The sequence below is a fragment of the Achromobacter sp. 2789STDY5608615 genome, assembly GCF_001298995.1.
GTDB classification, from domain to species: Bacteria; Pseudomonadota; Gammaproteobacteria; order Burkholderiales; family Burkholderiaceae_B; genus Achromobacter; species Achromobacter insuavis.
The window spans coordinates 134,560-149,325 of record NZ_CYTY01000008.1 but is presented as its reverse complement, the minus strand read 5'-3'; the positions used below and the strand labels follow the sequence as shown (position 1 = coordinate 149,325).

The following is a 14,766-nucleotide window of genomic DNA, read 5'->3' as shown; positions in this document are numbered from 1 at the left end:
TTTTCACTGTTCGCCATGTCCTGTCGTTCACTCGCCGACCGCGTCGACGCCCTGCTGCCCCAGACGCAATGCACCAAGTGCGGCTATGACGGCTGCCGGCCCTATGCCGACGCCATCGCCGCCGGCGATGCGCCCATCAACCGCTGCCCGCCGGGCGGCGACGAAGGCATCGCCGCGCTCGCCGCTCTGCTGCAGACGTCCGCGCTGCCGCTCGACCTGAGCCGCGGCGAGCCCGGCCCGCTGCTGGTGGCGCGCATCGACGAGGCGCACTGCATCGGCTGTACGCTGTGCATCCAGGCCTGCCCGGTCGACGCCATCGTCGGCGCCAACAAGCACATGCACACCGTGCTGGCCGACTGGTGCACCGGTTGCGACCTGTGCGTGGCGCCCTGTCCGGTGGACTGCATCCAGATGGTGCCCGCCGGCCGCGCCTGGAGCGCCGAGGACGCCGCCGCCGGCCGCCAGCGCCATCGCCGCCACCAGGCGCGCATGGAGCGCCTGGCCGCCGACAACGCGCGCCTGATGGCGCCCGAACCCGCGGCGGCGGCCACGCCCGCCGCCCCCGCCACCGACGACGCGCAGCAGGACGACCGCAAGCGCGCCGCCATCGAATCCGCGCTGGCCCGCGCCCGCGCCCGCCGCAACACCCCGCGCCCATGAACGCCGCCAAACGCCGAGAGATCTTCGCCCGCCTGCAGGCGGCCAATCCGCATCCGACCACCGAGCTCGAATACGACACGCCGTTCCAGCTGCTGATCGCGGTGCTGCTGTCGGCCCAGGCCACCGACAAGTCGGTCAACATCGCCACCCGCAAGTTCTTTCCCGCCTACGGCACGCCGCAGGCGCTGCTGGCGCTGGGCGAGGAAGGCCTGTCCGACTACATCAAGACCATCGGCCTGTATCGCACCAAGGCCAAGAACGCGATCGCCACCTGCCGCCTGCTGATCGAGCAGCACGGCGGCGAAGTGCCGCAGACGCGCGAGGCGCTGGAAGCACTGCCGGGCGTCGGCCGCAAGACCGCCAATGTGGTGCTGAACACCGCCTTCGGCCAGCCCACCATGGCGGTCGACACGCATATCTTCCGCGTCTCCAACCGCACCGGCATCGCGCCGGGCAAGAACGTGCTGGAAGTCGAGCTCAAGCTCGAGAAATTCGTGCCGCGCGAATATATGCAGGACGCGCACCACTGGCTGATTCTGCAGGGCCGCTACGTGTGCGTGGCGCGCAAACCGAAATGCCCGCAATGCGGTATTTCCGACCTGTGCGAATACAAGGACAAGACGCCGGCCTGAAGCGGCTGGCGCGCTGCGCGATATCCGCGCGGCAATACATCGCGCATCGGCGAAAACCGGGTTTTCCCCGATGCGCGCGGCGATGACGAATTGATGACGATCAATACGAATTTGCTGCAATGCATTGCGAGGTCGCATCGGGTTTTCACCCAATGCCAATGCGAATTGTCCACGATCCGACAATTCACCTTTCCGCACCGCAAAACCTATGACAAACCCTCATGGAATTTTGATTCAGAGGTGCGCATACTCGCCGGCAACTCTTATAGAAAACCGTGGCGTTTCCATGATTTTCTTTACCCCGCGGGGGCTCAGCGCATAACGCCGGGCAGGGTCCATATAAATACAACGCCGGTGCAGCGGACATGGACGACACGATCCTGGAGACAAAAGGCCTCACCAAGGAATTCCGCGGTTTTGTCGCGGTCAATGGGGTCGATTTGCGTATCAAGCGGGGCGAGATTCATGCCTTGATCGGGCCGAACGGCGCGGGCAAGACGACATGCTTCAACCTGCTGACCAAGTTTCTCTCCCCCACCTCGGGGAGCATCAAGTTCAACGGCATCGACATCACCGGCGAGCGCCCGGCGCAGATCGCGCGGCGCGGCGTGATCCGTTCGTTCCAGATCTCGGCGGTGTTTCCTCACCTGACCGTGCTTGAGAACGTGCGCATCGGCCTGCAGCGCAAGACCGGACTGTCGTTCCACTTCTGGCGCAGCGACAAGCGCCTGGCCGCGCTCGACGAGCCGGCCCGCGCGCTGCTGGAACAGGTCGACCTGGGCGCGTTCGCCGACGAAACCACCGTGAACCTGCCATACGGCCGCAAGCGCGCGCTCGAGATCGCCACCACGCTGGCGATGGAGCCCGAGCTGATGCTGCTGGACGAGCCGACGCAGGGCATGGGCCACGAAGACGTGGACCGCGTCACGCAGCTGATCAAGCGCGTCAGCGCCGGCCGCACCATCCTGATGGTCGAACACAACATGAACGTCGTGTCCTCCATCGCCAACACCATCACCGTGCTCGCGCGCGGCGCCGTGCTGGCGGAGGGTTCCTACGCCGAAGTGTCCCGCCATCCCGCCGTGATGCAGGCCTACATGGGCACCACCGACGGCGAACTGCAAGGAGCACACGCATGAGCACCCCGGCACTGGAAATCTCGGGCCTGCAGGCCTGGTACGGGGAATCGCATATCCTGCATGGCGTGGATATGCGCGTGGGGCAAGGCGAGGTCGTCACGCTGCTGGGCCGCAACGGCGCCGGCCGCACCACCACGCTGCGCGCCATCCTCGGCCTGACCGGCTCGCGCAAGGGCTCGGTGCGCATCCATGGCACCGAGGCCATCGACCTGCCCACCTACAAGATCGCCCACCTGGGCGTGGGCTACTGCCCCGAGGAACGCGGCATCTTCGCCAGCCTGTCGTGCGAAGAGAACCTGCTGCTGCCCCCCCCGTGGTCGGCTCGCTCGGCGGCGGCATGTCGCTGGCCGAGATCTACGACATGTTCCCCAACCTGCTCGAACGCCGACATTCGCCCGGCACGCGCCTGTCGGGCGGCGAGCAGCAGATGCTGGCGGTGGCGCGCATTCTGCGCACCGGCGCCAACCTGCTGCTGCTGGACGAAATCTCGGAGGGCCTTGCGCCCGTCATCGTGCAGGCGCTGGCCCGCATGATCACCGCGCTCAAGCAGCGCGGCTACACCATCGTCATGGTGGAACAGAATTTCCGCTTCGCCGCGCCGCTGGCCGATCGCTTCTGCGTCATGGAGCATGGCCAGATCGTCGAGCACTTCGAAGCGTCGGAACTTTCAGAAAAACAGGACACGCTCAACGAACTGCTGGGCGTCTAAGACAACCTGTCACCCGCCGGTTTCCCGGCATCCCATATACCAAAGGGAAGAGGAGTCATCCCATGAAGCTGCACACCATCACTGCTGCACTGGCCATGGCGGGCCTGGGATTTGCCGGGGCACCCGCCCTGGCGCAAGGCATCTCCGACGATGTCATCCGCATCGGCTTCATCACCGACATGTCGGGCGTGTATTCCGACATCGACGGCAAGGCCGACCTGGAAGCGATCCGCATGGCGATCGAGGACTTCGGCGGCAACGTCAACGGCAAGAAGATCGAAGTGCTGTCGGCCGACCACCAGAACAAGGCCGACGTGGCCTCGGCGCGCGCCCGTGAATGGTTCGACCAGCAGAAGGTCGATGTCATCATCGGCGGCACCAACTCGGCCACCAGCCTGGCGATGGCCGCCGTCGCGGCGGAAAAGAAGAAGCCCTTCATCGCCATCGGCGCGGGCGCTTCCGACCTGACCAACGCCCAATGTTCGCCCTACACCGTGCACTACGCCTACGACACCGTGGCGCTGGCGCGCGGCACCGGTTCGGCGGTGGTGAAGGACGGCGGCAAGAGCTGGTTCTTCCTGACGGCCGACTACGCCTTCGGCCACGCGCTCGAGCGCGACACGATGGCGGTGGTCAAGGCCGCCGGCGGCGAGGTCAAGGGCCAGGTGCGCGCACCGCTGGGCGCCTCCGACTTCTCCTCGTTCCTGCTGCAGGCGCAGTCGTCCAAGGCGCAGATCCTGGGCCTGGCCAACGCGGGCGGCGACACCATCAACTCGATCAAGGCCGCCAATGAATTCGGCGTCACCAAGACGATGAAGATGGCCGGCCTGCTGGTGTTCATCAACGACGTGCACTCGCTCGGCCTGGAAGCCACCCAGGGCATGTACCTGACCGATGGCTGGTACTGGGATCAATCCGACGCCTCGCGCGCCTGGGCCAAGAAGTTCGAGGCCAAGGTCGGCCGCAAGCCCTCCATGCTGCAGGCCGGCGACTACTCGTCGGTCACGTTCTACCTGAACGGCGTGAAGGCCACCGGCACCGACGACGCCGACACGCTCATGAAGTGGATGAAGTCGAACAAGATCAACGACTTCTTCACCCAGGGCGGCTACGTGCGCGAAGACGGCCGCATGATCCATGACATGTACCTGATGCAGGTGAAGACGCCGGCCGAATCGAAGGGCCCGTGGGACTACTACAAGGTCGTCGCCACGCTGCCGGGCGACGAGGTCTACACCAAGCTGTCCGAGTCGACCTGCAAGCTGGTCAAGAAGTAATTCCCGTCGATGCGACCCCTTGATGCGATCTGGCCCGCGCGGCCAGGTCGCATCTTGAATTTGCCCGCTTCCCTTCGTACGCGCAGGATTTTCACAAGATGACTGATATTTTCGGCATCCCCATACAGGCCTTGTTCGGCCAGTTGCTGCTGGGACTGGTCAACGGTTCGTTCTATGCCATGCTGTCGCTCGGCCTGGCGGTTATCTTCGGACTGCTGAACGTCATCAACTTCGCGCACGGCGCGCTTTACATGCTGGGCGCCTTCGTCGCCTGGATGGGGCTGTCGTACCTGGGGTTGAATTACTGGGTCATGCTGATCCTGGCGCCGCTGGTCGTCGGGCTGTTCGGCATCCTCATTGAAAAGTTGCTGCTCAAACACCTGTACAAGCTCGATCACCTCTACGGCCTGCTGCTGACCTTCGGACTGACGCTGCTGATCGAAGGCCTGTTCCGCAGCTTCTACGGCGTGTCGGGCCAGCCCTATCCCACGCCCGAGGCGCTGCGCGGCGCCACCAACCTGGGCTTCATGGTGCTGCCGAACTACCGCGGCTGGGTGGTGGCGGCGTCGGTGGTGGTGTGCCTGGCGACCTGGTTCGTGATCGAGCGCACCCGCCTGGGCGCGCTGCTGCGCGCCGGCACCGAGAACCCGCGGCTGGTCGAGGCCTTCGGCGTCAACGTGCCGCGCATGATCACGCTGACCTACGGCTTCGGCGTGGCGCTGGCCGGCTTTGCCGGCGTGCTGGCCGCGCCGGTGCTGCAGATCTCGCCGCTGATGGGCTCCAACCTCATCATCGTGGTGTTCGCGGTGGTCGTGATCGGCGGCATGGGGTCCATCATGGGCGCCATCGTCACCGGATTGGGCCTGGGCGTGATCGAGGGCCTGACCAAGGTGTTCTGGCCCGAGGCGTCCAGCACGGTCGTCTTCATCATCATGGCCATTGTCCTGTTGCTGCGCCCGGCCGGGCTGTTCGGAAAAGAGAAATGAATCGTCAATTCCTGGGCTATGCCGTCCTGGCCGTCGTGGTGGCCATTCTTCCCTTCGTCGGGGTGTATCCGATCTTCGCCATGAAGATCATGTGCTACGCCCTGTTCGCCTGCGCCTTCAACCTGCTGCTGGGCTTCACCGGCCTGCTGTCGTTCGGGCACGCCGCCTTCCTGGGCAGCGCCGCCTACGCGGCCGGCCATGCGCTCAAGGTGTGGGGCGTGCCGACCGAGATCGGCCTGCTGTTCGGCGTCGCGGTGGCCGCGCTGCTGGGCCTGGCGATGGGCGCGCTGGCGATCCGCCGCAGCGGCATCTACTTCGCCATGATCACGCTGGCGCTGGCGCAGATGGTGTTCTTCTTCTTCCTGCAGGCCAAGTTCACCGGCGGCGAAGATGGCCTGCAGAGCGTGCCGCGCGGCACGCTGCTGGGCATCATCGACCTGTCCAAGGACCTGAACCTGTACTACCTGGTGATGGGCGTGTTCATCATCGGCTACTTCATCATCTGGCGCACGGTGCATTCGCCGTTCGGCCAGGTGCTGCAGGCGCTGCGCGAGAACGAGCCGCGCGCGATATCGCTGGGCTACGACGTCGACCGTTTCAAGCTGCTGGCCTTCGTGCTGTCGGCCGCCATCGCCGGCCTGGCGGGCGCCACCAAGACGCTGGTGTTCGTGTCGGCCACGCTGTCGGACGCGACCTGGCAGATGTCGGGCCTGGTGATCCTGATGACGCTGATCGGCGGGCTCGGCACGCTGACCGGGCCGATTCTCGGCGCGTTCATCGTGGTGCTGCTCGAAAACAAGGTCGGCGACTTCGGCCAGATGATGGCCAGCCTGACCGGCGTCGACTGGTTCCTGCGCCTGGGCGAGTCGGTCACCATCGTGATCGGCCTGATCTTCGTGATCTGCGTGCTGGCGTTCCGCCGCGGCATCGTGGGCGAGATCGGTGCGCTGATCGAGAAGCGGCGCGCGGCGCGCGCCTGATGCGCGCGGCCGCCGGCCGCATCGCCTGCCTGACCCTCGGGGCCGCTGAACGCGGCCCCGATTGCATGGGGCCTTTACAATGACCGGCACGCAATCAGAAAGGTGCTCCATCATGCGCATGAAGCCTTTGCTCGCGGGCGCCCTGGCGCTGTCCGCCGCCCTGCTCGCGCCGGCCGCGGCCCACGCCGCCAAGCCGGTCTGCGAAGTCGACCGCCCGGTCCGCTTCAGCGGCCTGAACTGGGAATCCAATCTGGTGCTGGCCGGCATCGAGCGCTACGTGATGGAGCACGGCTACGGCTGCAAGACCAGCGTCGAGATCGGCGAGACGCTGCCCATGCTGGCCGCGCTGCAGCGCGGCGATGTCGACGTCACGCCAGAAGTGTGGCCGGGGCAGATCGAAGTGGCCTGGAAGAAGGCGCTGGCCAGCGGCCGCGTGCAGGGCCTGGGCCATGTCTACGACGCCGGCGAAGGCTGGTACGTGCCGCGCTATACCGTGCAGCGCCATCCCGACCTGAAGTCGGCGGCGGACCTCGCGCGCTTCAAGCAGGTCTTCGCCGACCCCGAGGACCCGGGCCGCGGCCGCATCTACGGCTGCCCCGCGGGCTGGGCCTGCGGCACGCTGAACGACAACCTGCTGCGCGCGCTGGGCCTGGACCGCGACTACAGCCTGTTCGCGCCCGGTTCCGGCGCGGCGCAGAAGGCCGCCATCCTGTCGGCCTACAAGCGCAAGCGCGACATCGTCTTCTACTACTGGACGCCCACCGCGCTGGTCGGCGCGCTCGACCTGGTCAAGCTGGAACTGCCGGCCTTCGACCAGACCGCCTATACCTGCCTGACCGATCCCAAGTGCGCCAAACCGGTGGCCACCGAATTCAAGCCCAACCCCGTGGTCACCGGCGTCAACAGCGCCTTCGCCAAGGAGGCGCCGCAGCTGGCCGCGTTCCTGGCCAAGCTCACCATTCCTGGCGACGCCATCGACGCCACGCTGGGCTGGCTGGAGACCGAGGGCAAGGAGCCCGAGGAGGCGGCGCGCTACTTCCTCAAGCAATACGGCCCGGTCTGGCGGCAATGGATGCCGGCCGATGCGGCCGAACGGGTGCAGGCGGCGCTCGACAAGGAGTGAGACGGTCCGCGCCTCATGTATCCTGACGTTTCGGCGCCATTGTCGCGCCACCCGATACCCCCGAAGGAAACCCATCATGGACGCCTTGTTCTGGCACAACGGTCACTGGACCCCTGAAAACCCCAAACTGCTCGGCCCCGCCGATCACGCCTTCTGGATGGCCAGCATGGTCTTCGACGGCGCGCGCGCGTTCCGCGGCCTGACGCCCGACCTCGACCTGCACTGCCAGCGCGTGGTGCGCTCGGCCGAAAAGATGCTGATGAAGCCGCAGATCTCGTGGCAGGAAATCCAGTCGCTGTGCCTGCAGGCCGTGGCCAAGTTCCCCGAAGGCAGCGAGCTCTACATCAAGCCGGTGTTCTTCTGCGCCGACGGCTTCCTGCTGCCCGACGCCGACAAGACCCAGTTCGTGCTGCACGTCTTCAAGGTGCCGATGCCGGGCGAACAGGGCTTTGCCGCCTGCTTCTCCAGCTTCGCGCGCTCGTGGCCCAACATGGCGCCGACCGACGCCAAGGCTTCGTGCCTGTACCCCAACGGCCAGCGCGCCATCCGCGAGGCGATGGACAAGGGCTTCGACAACGCCATCATGCTGGACGGCGCCGGCAACGTCGCCGAGTTCGCCTCCAGCAATCTGTGGATCGCCAAGGACGGCGTGGTCTCGACCCCGGTGGACAACGGCACCTTCCTGAACGGCATCACGCGCCGCCGCGTGCTGGCGCTGCTCAAGGCCGACGGCGTCGAGGTGCAGGAGCGCAGCCTGACGCGCGCCGACATCGAGGCCGCCGACGAAGTGTTCTCGTCCGGCAACTACGGCAAGGTGGTGCACGTGAACCGCGTCGAAGACCGCAAGCTGGAATATGGTCCGCTGGCGCGCCGCGCCCACAAGCTGTACATGGACTACGCCGAAAGCACCCGCAAGCAATAAGCCCACCGGCCGCGGCGCGGCGGACCGCGCCGCCCGCCCCGGGTGGCGCCGCATGACAAGGAAGATCCCGCATGCAATCCCGACGCGAGTTCCTGCGCGGCGGCGCCGCGATCGCCGGCGCCGGCAGCGCCCTGGCGCTGCTGCCCGCCTCCATCCGCCGCGCGCTGGCGATTCCCGCCAACCGCCGCAAGGGCACGATCGAAGACGTCGAGCACATCGTCATCTTCATGCAGGAAAACCGGTCGTTCGACCACTACTTCGGCGGCCTCGCCGGGGTGCGCGGCTTCGGCGACCGCTTTCCGATCCCGGCGCCCGCCAGTCCCGACTTCGAGCGCCGCACGGTCTGGGCGCAGTACAACGGCCGTCCCGACGACGGCGCGCCGCGCAGCGTGCTGCCGTTCCGTCTCGACACGCGCGAGGCCTATGAGGCCATGCGCGTGGCCAGCACGCCGCACACCTGGTCCAACGCCCAGGACGCCTGGGATGCCGGCCGCATGGGCCAGTGGCCGGCCGCCAAGAAGAACCATTCAATGGCGTACTACACCGAAGCGGACATGCCGTTCCAGTACGCCATGGCGCGCGCCTTCACCGTGTGCGACGCCTATCACTGTTCGTTCACCGGCGGCACCAACACCAACCGCCTGTTCGTCTGGAGCGGCACCAACGACGGCCTGGGCCGCGGCCACGGCCCGGCGCTGGGCAACACCTACAACAAGCTGGGCGGCGGCGATCCGGCCGGCGCCTACACCTGGACCACCTATCCCGAGCGCCTGGAGCGCGCCGGCATCCGCTGGCGCATCTACCAGGACATGGCGGACAACTACTCGCTCAACCCGACCGCCGGCTTCAAGGCCTACCGCGACGCATTCCACGGCCTGCCCGGCTCGCTGGCCGCGCTCAAGGACAAGGCGCTGACCACCCGCGGCCTGGACCTGCTGCGCCAGGACGTGCTGGACGGCACGCTGCCGCAGGTGTCGTGGATCTGCGCCACCAAGGCCGGCTCCGAGCATCCCAGCCCCTCCAGCCCGGCGCAGGGCGCGGACTACACGGCAAAGGTGCTGGACGCGCTGACCGCCAATCCCGAGGTCTGGAGCAAGACCGTCCTGTTGCTGATGTTCGACGAAAACGACGGCTTCTTCGACCACATGCCGCCGCCCGCCCCGCCTTCGCGCGGCCGCGACGGCCAGTTGGCCGGCGCATCGACGGTGGACACCGCCGGCGAATACCACGAGATCGTCACCGGCACCGAAAAGGACGATACGGCCGCCCACCTGCACGGCGTCTACGGCCTCGGCCCGCGCGTGCCGATGTACGTGCTGTCGCCCTGGACCAAGGGCGGCTGGGTCAACTCGGAAGTGTTCGACCACACCTCGGTGCTGCGCTTCGTCGAGCGCCGCTTCGGCGTCGCCGAACCCAACATCTCGCCGTGGCGCCGCGCGGTCTGCGGCGACCTGACCTCGATCTTCGATTTCGCGACGCCCGACGAGGCCGACCTGACGCGCGGCCTGCCGGCCACCGCCGCGCGCGCGGCGCAGGCCGCCGCCCTGCCCGGCACCATCACGCCGCCCGCGCCCGAGCGGCCCGCGCTGGCGCGTCAGCAGGCCGGCATCCGGCCGTCGCGGGCGCTGCCGTACGCGCTGTCGGTGCAGGCCCGCGCCGGCAAGGACAGCATCACGCTGCGCATGGACAACAGCGGCGCCGCCGGCGCCGTGCTGCATGTGTACGACCGCCTGCGCCTGGAGGACGGCCCGCGCCGCTACACCCTCGAGGCCGGCAGGCATCTGGAAGCCAGCTGGCCCGTGGCGGGCAACGACGGCCGCTACGATCTGTGGCTGCTCGGCCCCAATGGCTTTCATCGCCACGTCGCGGGCCGGCTGCACGCGGACACCGAGCCGCTGTCGGTCGAGGCCATCTGCGATCCCGCCGGGCCGACCTTGCGCCTGAAGCTGCACAACCCGGGCACGCTGCCGCGCGGCTTCCAGGTCGAAGCCAACGCCTACGGCTACGCCGGCCACCATGAACCGGCGCTGGAACCCGGCGTCGGCGCCACCCTGGCCTGGGACCTGGCCGCCAGCGGCGGCTGGTACGACTTCAGCGTGCGCGCCGACGACGCGCCCGGCTTCATCCGCCGTATGGCTGGACGCCTCGAGACCGGCGCCCCCTCCACCTCCGACCCCGCGATGGGCCAGGAACTGATTCTGCATTGGACGCTGCCGGCATGAAACCGCCCGCCCCTTACGAAAACGCCGTGACCTTCCAGTTCGGCGATTCGCCCGAACTGGCCGACGAACTGCTGGCATTGGTGCTGTCCGGCGCCAAGACCGCCACCTGCGGCGCGCTGCGCGACTTCGACGAGAAGGAACCGGTGCCCGAGCCGGGCCGGCGCGACGTGGTGCTGGACGGCCGCGGCCGTCCGGCCTGCGCCATCGAGACGCTCAGTATCGTGATCCAGCGCTTCGACGAGGTGGACGAAGCCTTCGCCCTGGCCGAGGGCGAAGGGCCCTACGACGTCTGGCGCGCCGAACACATCGCCTATTTCGACCGCAATGGCGGCTACGCGCCGGACCTGCTGCTGGTGTGCGAACGCTTCCGCGTGGTCGAAGTATTTGAACGCGAGGCGGACTGACGCGTCCGCCTCGCCTTGGGCATCAGGCCTCGGCCTGCTCCGCGCCCTTGCCCAGGCCGAGATAGCTCTCGATCACCTTGGGATCGCCGGCCAGCTCGCGCGCCGGGCCGTGCAGGATGACTTCGCCGGTTTCGAGCACGTAGCCGTAGTCGGCCACCTGCAGCGCCGCGCGCGCGTTCTGCTCCACCAGCAGGATCGCCACGCCGGTCTCGCGCAGGCGCGCGATGATGTGGAAGATCTCGCGCACGATGCGCGGCGCCAGGCCCAGGCTGGGCTCGTCCAGCATCAGCAGCGCCGGCTTGGCCATCAGCGCGCGGCCGACCGCCAGCATCTGGCGCTCGCCGCCCGACAGCGTGCCGGCCTGCTGGGCGCGGCGTTCGCGCAGGCGCGGGAACAGGTCGAAGACTTCGTTGAGCGTGTCGCGCCAGCCGCTTTCGCGGGCGCGGTAGCGGCGGAAACCGCCCAGCAGCAGGTTGTCTTCGACCGACATGCTGCCGAACAGCTCGCGCCGCTCGGGCACCAGCGACATGCCGGCGGCGACGCGGCGCTCGACCGGCCAGCTCGACACGTCGGTGCCGGCGTATTGCACCGTGCCGGCCGCGTGGCCGGTCTGGGGCAAGGCGCCCATCATGGCGTTCAGCATGGTGGACTTGCCGGCGCCGTTGGCGCCGATCACGGTGACGATGCTGCCGGCCGGGACCGTCAGCGTGGCGCCGGCCAGCGCGCCGACCTTGCCGTAGCGGGCCGACAGGTTGCTGACTTCGAGAACGGGTTTGGACGTCGTCATTGCACGCCTCCCGCGGACACCGGCTTGGCCTGGTCGGCTTCGGGCAGGTCGTCGTCGATGCCGCCCAGGTAGGCTTCCAGCACCGCCGGGTTCTGTTGCACCTCGGCCGGCACGCCTTCGGCCAGCTTGGTGCCGAAATCCATCACCACCAGGTGGTTGGTCAGGCGCATCACAAAATCCATGTCGTGTTCCACCAGCAGAATGCTCATGCCCTCGGCGCGCAACTGTTCCAGCACGCGCGCCAGGTCCTGCTTTTCCTTGTAGCGCAGGCCGGCGGCCGGCTCGTCCAGCAACAGCAGCACCGGATCGCTGGCCAGGGCCCGCGCGATTTCCAGGATGCGTTGCTGGCCCAGCGCCAGATTGCCCGCCTGCTCGTAGAGATATTCGCCCAGGCCGACGCGCTTGATCTGCTCGGCGGCCTCGTGCAGCAGCTGCGCCTCGCGTGCGCGGTCGGTGTGCAGGGCGCCGGCCCACACGCCCACATCGGAGCGCAGGTGCGCGCCCAGCGCGACGTTTTCCAGCACCGTCATGCCCGGCAGCAGCTGCACGCGCTGGAAGGTGCGGCCCACGCCCAGCTTGGCGATCTCGCGCGCCGAGCGGCTGTCGATGCGCTCGCCCATGAACGTGACCTGGCCGCGCGTCACCGGCAGCACGCCGCTGATCAGGTTGAAGGTGGTGCTCTTGCCGGCGCCGTTGGGGCCGATCAGGCCCATGATCTCGCCGGAGCGGACCTTGAAGCTGATGTCGTTGACGGCGACCAGGCCGCCGAATTCCTTGCGGATGGCGTCCACTTCCAGCACCACCTGCCCGGCCTGCGGCCGCGCGCGCAGCGGCAGCGCCGGCGCCGGCTTGGGCGGGGCCAGGTTGCGGCGCGAGCCGTCGGCGCCGGTGATGCTGCCCCACCAGCCCGCCAGGATCGGCCAGAGGCCGTTGCGGGCGTATTGCAGCATCAGGATCAGCAGCACGCCGAAGACGATCATCTCGAAGTTGGCGTTGGTGTCCAGCAGCTTGGGCAGCAGGTTCTGCAGCTGGTCCTTCAGCACCAGGATGACGCTGGAGCCGAGCAGCGCGCCCCAGACGTAGCCGGCGCCGCCGACCACGGCCATGAACAGGTACTCGATGCCGTAGTTGATGCCGAACGGGCTGGGGCTGACGGCGCGCTGCATGTGCGCGTAGAGCCAGCCCGAGACGCAGGCCAGCAGCGCGGCCCAGACGAAGATCACGACCTTGTAGGCGGCCGTGTTCACGCCCATCGACTCGGCCATGCCGGCGCCGCTCTTGAGCGCGCGGATGGCGCGGCCGGGACGCGAGTTCAGCAGGTTGCGGGTCGCCCACAGCGCCAGCAGCACGAACACCCAGATCAGGTAGTAGATGTGGCGGCCGCTGGCCAGCGACATGCCGAAGATGCTGATGGGCTCGATGCCGGCGATGCCGTCATGCTTGCCCAGCCAGTCGAGGTTGCCGAACAGGAAGTACAGCGACAGGCCCCAGGCGATGGTGCCCAGCGGCAGGTAGTGGCCCGACAGGCGCAGCGTGATCGCGCCCAGCAGGTACGCCACCACGGCGGTCAGGATCAGGCCGGCGGGCAGCGCCAGCCAGGGCGACACGTCGTATTGCGTGGTCAGGTAGGCGGTGGTGTACGCGCCCAGGCCGACGAACGCGGCCTGGCCGAACGAGGTCAGGCCGCCGACGCCGGTCAGCAGCACCAGCCCCAGCACCACCAGGCTGGCCAGCCCGATGTAGTTCAATTGCGTCACCCAGAACTCGGGCGTGACCGGCAGCAGCGGCAGCCCCGCCAGGACGACGATGAAGACGGCAAGCAGAATGCGGTTCATGGCGTTTATTCCTCTTCGTCCACGTGATGGGTGCTGAACGAACGCCAGACCAGAACCGGGATTATCAAGGTGAAGACGATCACTTCCTTGTAGGCGCTGGCCCAGAAGGACGAGAACGATTCCAGCACGCCCACCAGCAGCGAGCCGGCGGCCGCCACGGGGTAGCTGGCCAGGCCGCCGATGATGGCGCCGACGAAGCCTTTCAGGCCGATCAGGAAGCCCGTGTCGTAGTAGACCGTGGTGATGGGCGCGATCAGCATGCCGGACATGGCGCCGATGGCGGTGGCCAGCGTGAAGGTCAGGCTGCCCGACATGGTGGTGCTGATGCCCACCAGGCGAGCGCCGCGGCGGTTGACGGCGGTGGCGCGCAGCGCGCGGCCGTACAGCGTCTTGCCGAAGAACAGCCACAGCGCGATGATCAGCAGCGCGCAGGTCGCGACCACGAACAGGCTCTGCGCCGACCAGGTGGTGAAGCCCAGGTCGACCTGGCCGCTCACGAACGCGGGCGTGCGCCAGCCTTCGGCGCCGAAGAACACCAGGGCCAGGCCGGTCAGCGCGAAGTGCACCGCCACCGAGACAATCAGCAGCACCAGCACGGTGGCCTCGGCCAGCGGCTGGTAGACGATGCGATAGACCATAGGGCCCATCGGGATCACCAGCAGCAGCGTCAACAGCATGTTGAGCCACAGGGAATTGCCGGCGGCGGTGTAGGTGACCGTCAGCCACAGCAGCGCGAGCGGCAGGACGAGACAGGTCACCAGGGCCTTGGGCAGGCCTGCCGCGCTGCGGGTCCGCAGCGCGCGCAGCAGTTCAAGCGCCAGGCACACGGCGCCCAGCAGCGGTAAGAGATAGGCGGTGCCGGGCACCTTGCCGTCCACCAGCATCGCGAGCGTCAGGGCGCCGAACGCCACGAACTCGCCCTGGGGAATGAAAATGACGCGCGTAACGGCGAACACCAGCACCAGCGCCATGCCCAGCAGGGCATAGATGGCGCCGTTGACGATACCGTCTTGCAGCAGAATCAGCGCAATTGAGGAATCCATCTAACAACCTTATTGATTCTTGGTGTTCCGACCCCGCCCGGAACACT

At 67.7% G+C, this 14,766-nt stretch carries 13 protein-coding genes and 1 pseudogene; 11 read left to right on the top strand and 3 right to left on the bottom strand.

Annotated elements, in window-relative coordinates; translation table 11 throughout:
- Positions 1 to 15: 15 nt before the first annotated feature.
- The 11 genes and pseudogenes from rsxB (at position 16) to AOZ49_RS09435 (ending at position 11,054) form a co-directional block, all read left to right on the top strand.
- Complete coding sequence (gene rsxB, locus AOZ49_RS09485) at positions 16 to 660, top strand: electron transport complex subunit RsxB (protein ID WP_054429614.1); 645 nt, start codon at positions 16 to 18, stop codon at positions 658 to 660.
- Positions 657 to 1,292, top strand: a complete 636-nt coding sequence (gene nth, locus AOZ49_RS09480; RefSeq protein WP_054429615.1) for an endonuclease III — start codon at positions 657 to 659, stop codon at positions 1,290 to 1,292. Before rsxB ends, nth begins: the two co-directional genes overlap by 4 nt.
- A gap of 365 nt (positions 1,293 to 1,657) precedes the next feature.
- On the top strand, positions 1,658 to 2,431 hold the full coding sequence (locus AOZ49_RS09475; protein WP_054429616.1) for an ABC transporter ATP-binding protein: 774 nt from the start codon (positions 1,658 to 1,660) through the stop codon (positions 2,429 to 2,431).
- Positions 2,428 to 3,140: pseudogene (locus AOZ49_RS09470) on the top strand (ABC transporter ATP-binding protein). The gene AOZ49_RS09475 and the pseudogene AOZ49_RS09470 overlap by 4 nt, the downstream one beginning before the upstream one ends.
- A 62-nt stretch (positions 3,141 to 3,202) precedes the next feature.
- Positions 3,203 to 4,417, top strand: a complete 1,215-nt coding sequence (locus AOZ49_RS09465) for an ABC transporter substrate-binding protein (RefSeq protein ID WP_054474952.1) — start codon at positions 3,203 to 3,205, stop codon at positions 4,415 to 4,417.
- A 98-nt stretch (positions 4,418 to 4,515) separates the two neighbouring features.
- Entirely contained in the window at positions 4,516 to 5,403 is an 888-nt protein-coding gene (locus AOZ49_RS09460; protein ID WP_006393446.1) for a branched-chain amino acid ABC transporter permease, read from the top strand.
- Complete coding sequence (locus AOZ49_RS09455) at positions 5,400 to 6,383, top strand: branched-chain amino acid ABC transporter permease (protein WP_006389255.1); 984 nt, start codon at positions 5,400 to 5,402, stop codon at positions 6,381 to 6,383. The genes AOZ49_RS09460 and AOZ49_RS09455 overlap by 4 nt, the downstream gene beginning before the upstream one ends.
- Before the next feature lie 112 nt (positions 6,384 to 6,495).
- Positions 6,496 to 7,506: an ABC transporter substrate-binding protein gene (locus AOZ49_RS09450; protein ID WP_054474951.1), complete on the top strand. Its 1,011-nt coding sequence runs from the start codon at positions 6,496 to 6,498 to the stop codon at positions 7,504 to 7,506.
- 76 nt (positions 7,507 to 7,582) lie between these two features.
- On the top strand, positions 7,583 to 8,428 hold the full coding sequence (locus AOZ49_RS09445; RefSeq protein ID WP_054474950.1) for a branched-chain amino acid aminotransferase: 846 nt from the start codon (positions 7,583 to 7,585) through the stop codon (positions 8,426 to 8,428).
- A 71-nt stretch (positions 8,429 to 8,499) separates the two neighbouring features.
- The gene (locus AOZ49_RS09440; protein ID WP_054474949.1) at positions 8,500 to 10,650 is read left to right on the top strand and encodes a phosphocholine-specific phospholipase C; all 2,151 of its coding nucleotides are present in this window, start codon (positions 8,500 to 8,502) and stop codon (positions 10,648 to 10,650) included.
- Positions 10,647 to 11,054, top strand: coding sequence for an ASCH domain-containing protein (locus tag AOZ49_RS09435; RefSeq protein WP_054429621.1), 408 nt, complete (start codon positions 10,647 to 10,649; stop codon positions 11,052 to 11,054). The genes AOZ49_RS09440 and AOZ49_RS09435 overlap by 4 nt, the downstream gene beginning before the upstream one ends.
- 22 nt (positions 11,055 to 11,076) lie before the next feature.
- Here AOZ49_RS09435 and AOZ49_RS09430 read toward each other — a convergent pair whose 3' ends face one another.
- Genes AOZ49_RS09430 through AOZ49_RS09420 form a run of 3 tightly spaced genes read right to left on the bottom strand, consistent with a single transcriptional unit; the run spans position 11,077 to position 14,719 of the window.
- The gene (locus AOZ49_RS09430) at positions 11,077 to 11,841 is read right to left on the bottom strand and encodes an ABC transporter ATP-binding protein (RefSeq protein ID WP_054474948.1); all 765 of its coding nucleotides are present in this window, start codon (positions 11,839 to 11,841) and stop codon (positions 11,077 to 11,079) included.
- Positions 11,838 to 13,676: a branched-chain amino acid ABC transporter ATP-binding protein/permease gene (locus AOZ49_RS09425; RefSeq protein ID WP_054474947.1), complete on the bottom strand. Its 1,839-nt coding sequence runs from the start codon at positions 13,674 to 13,676 to the stop codon at positions 11,838 to 11,840. Before AOZ49_RS09425 ends, AOZ49_RS09430 begins: the two co-directional genes overlap by 4 nt.
- A gap of 5 nt (positions 13,677 to 13,681) precedes the next feature.
- The gene (locus AOZ49_RS09420; RefSeq protein WP_054429625.1) at positions 13,682 to 14,719 is read right to left on the bottom strand and encodes a branched-chain amino acid ABC transporter permease; all 1,038 of its coding nucleotides are present in this window, start codon (positions 14,717 to 14,719) and stop codon (positions 13,682 to 13,684) included.
- Positions 14,720 to 14,766 lie beyond the last annotated feature (47 nt).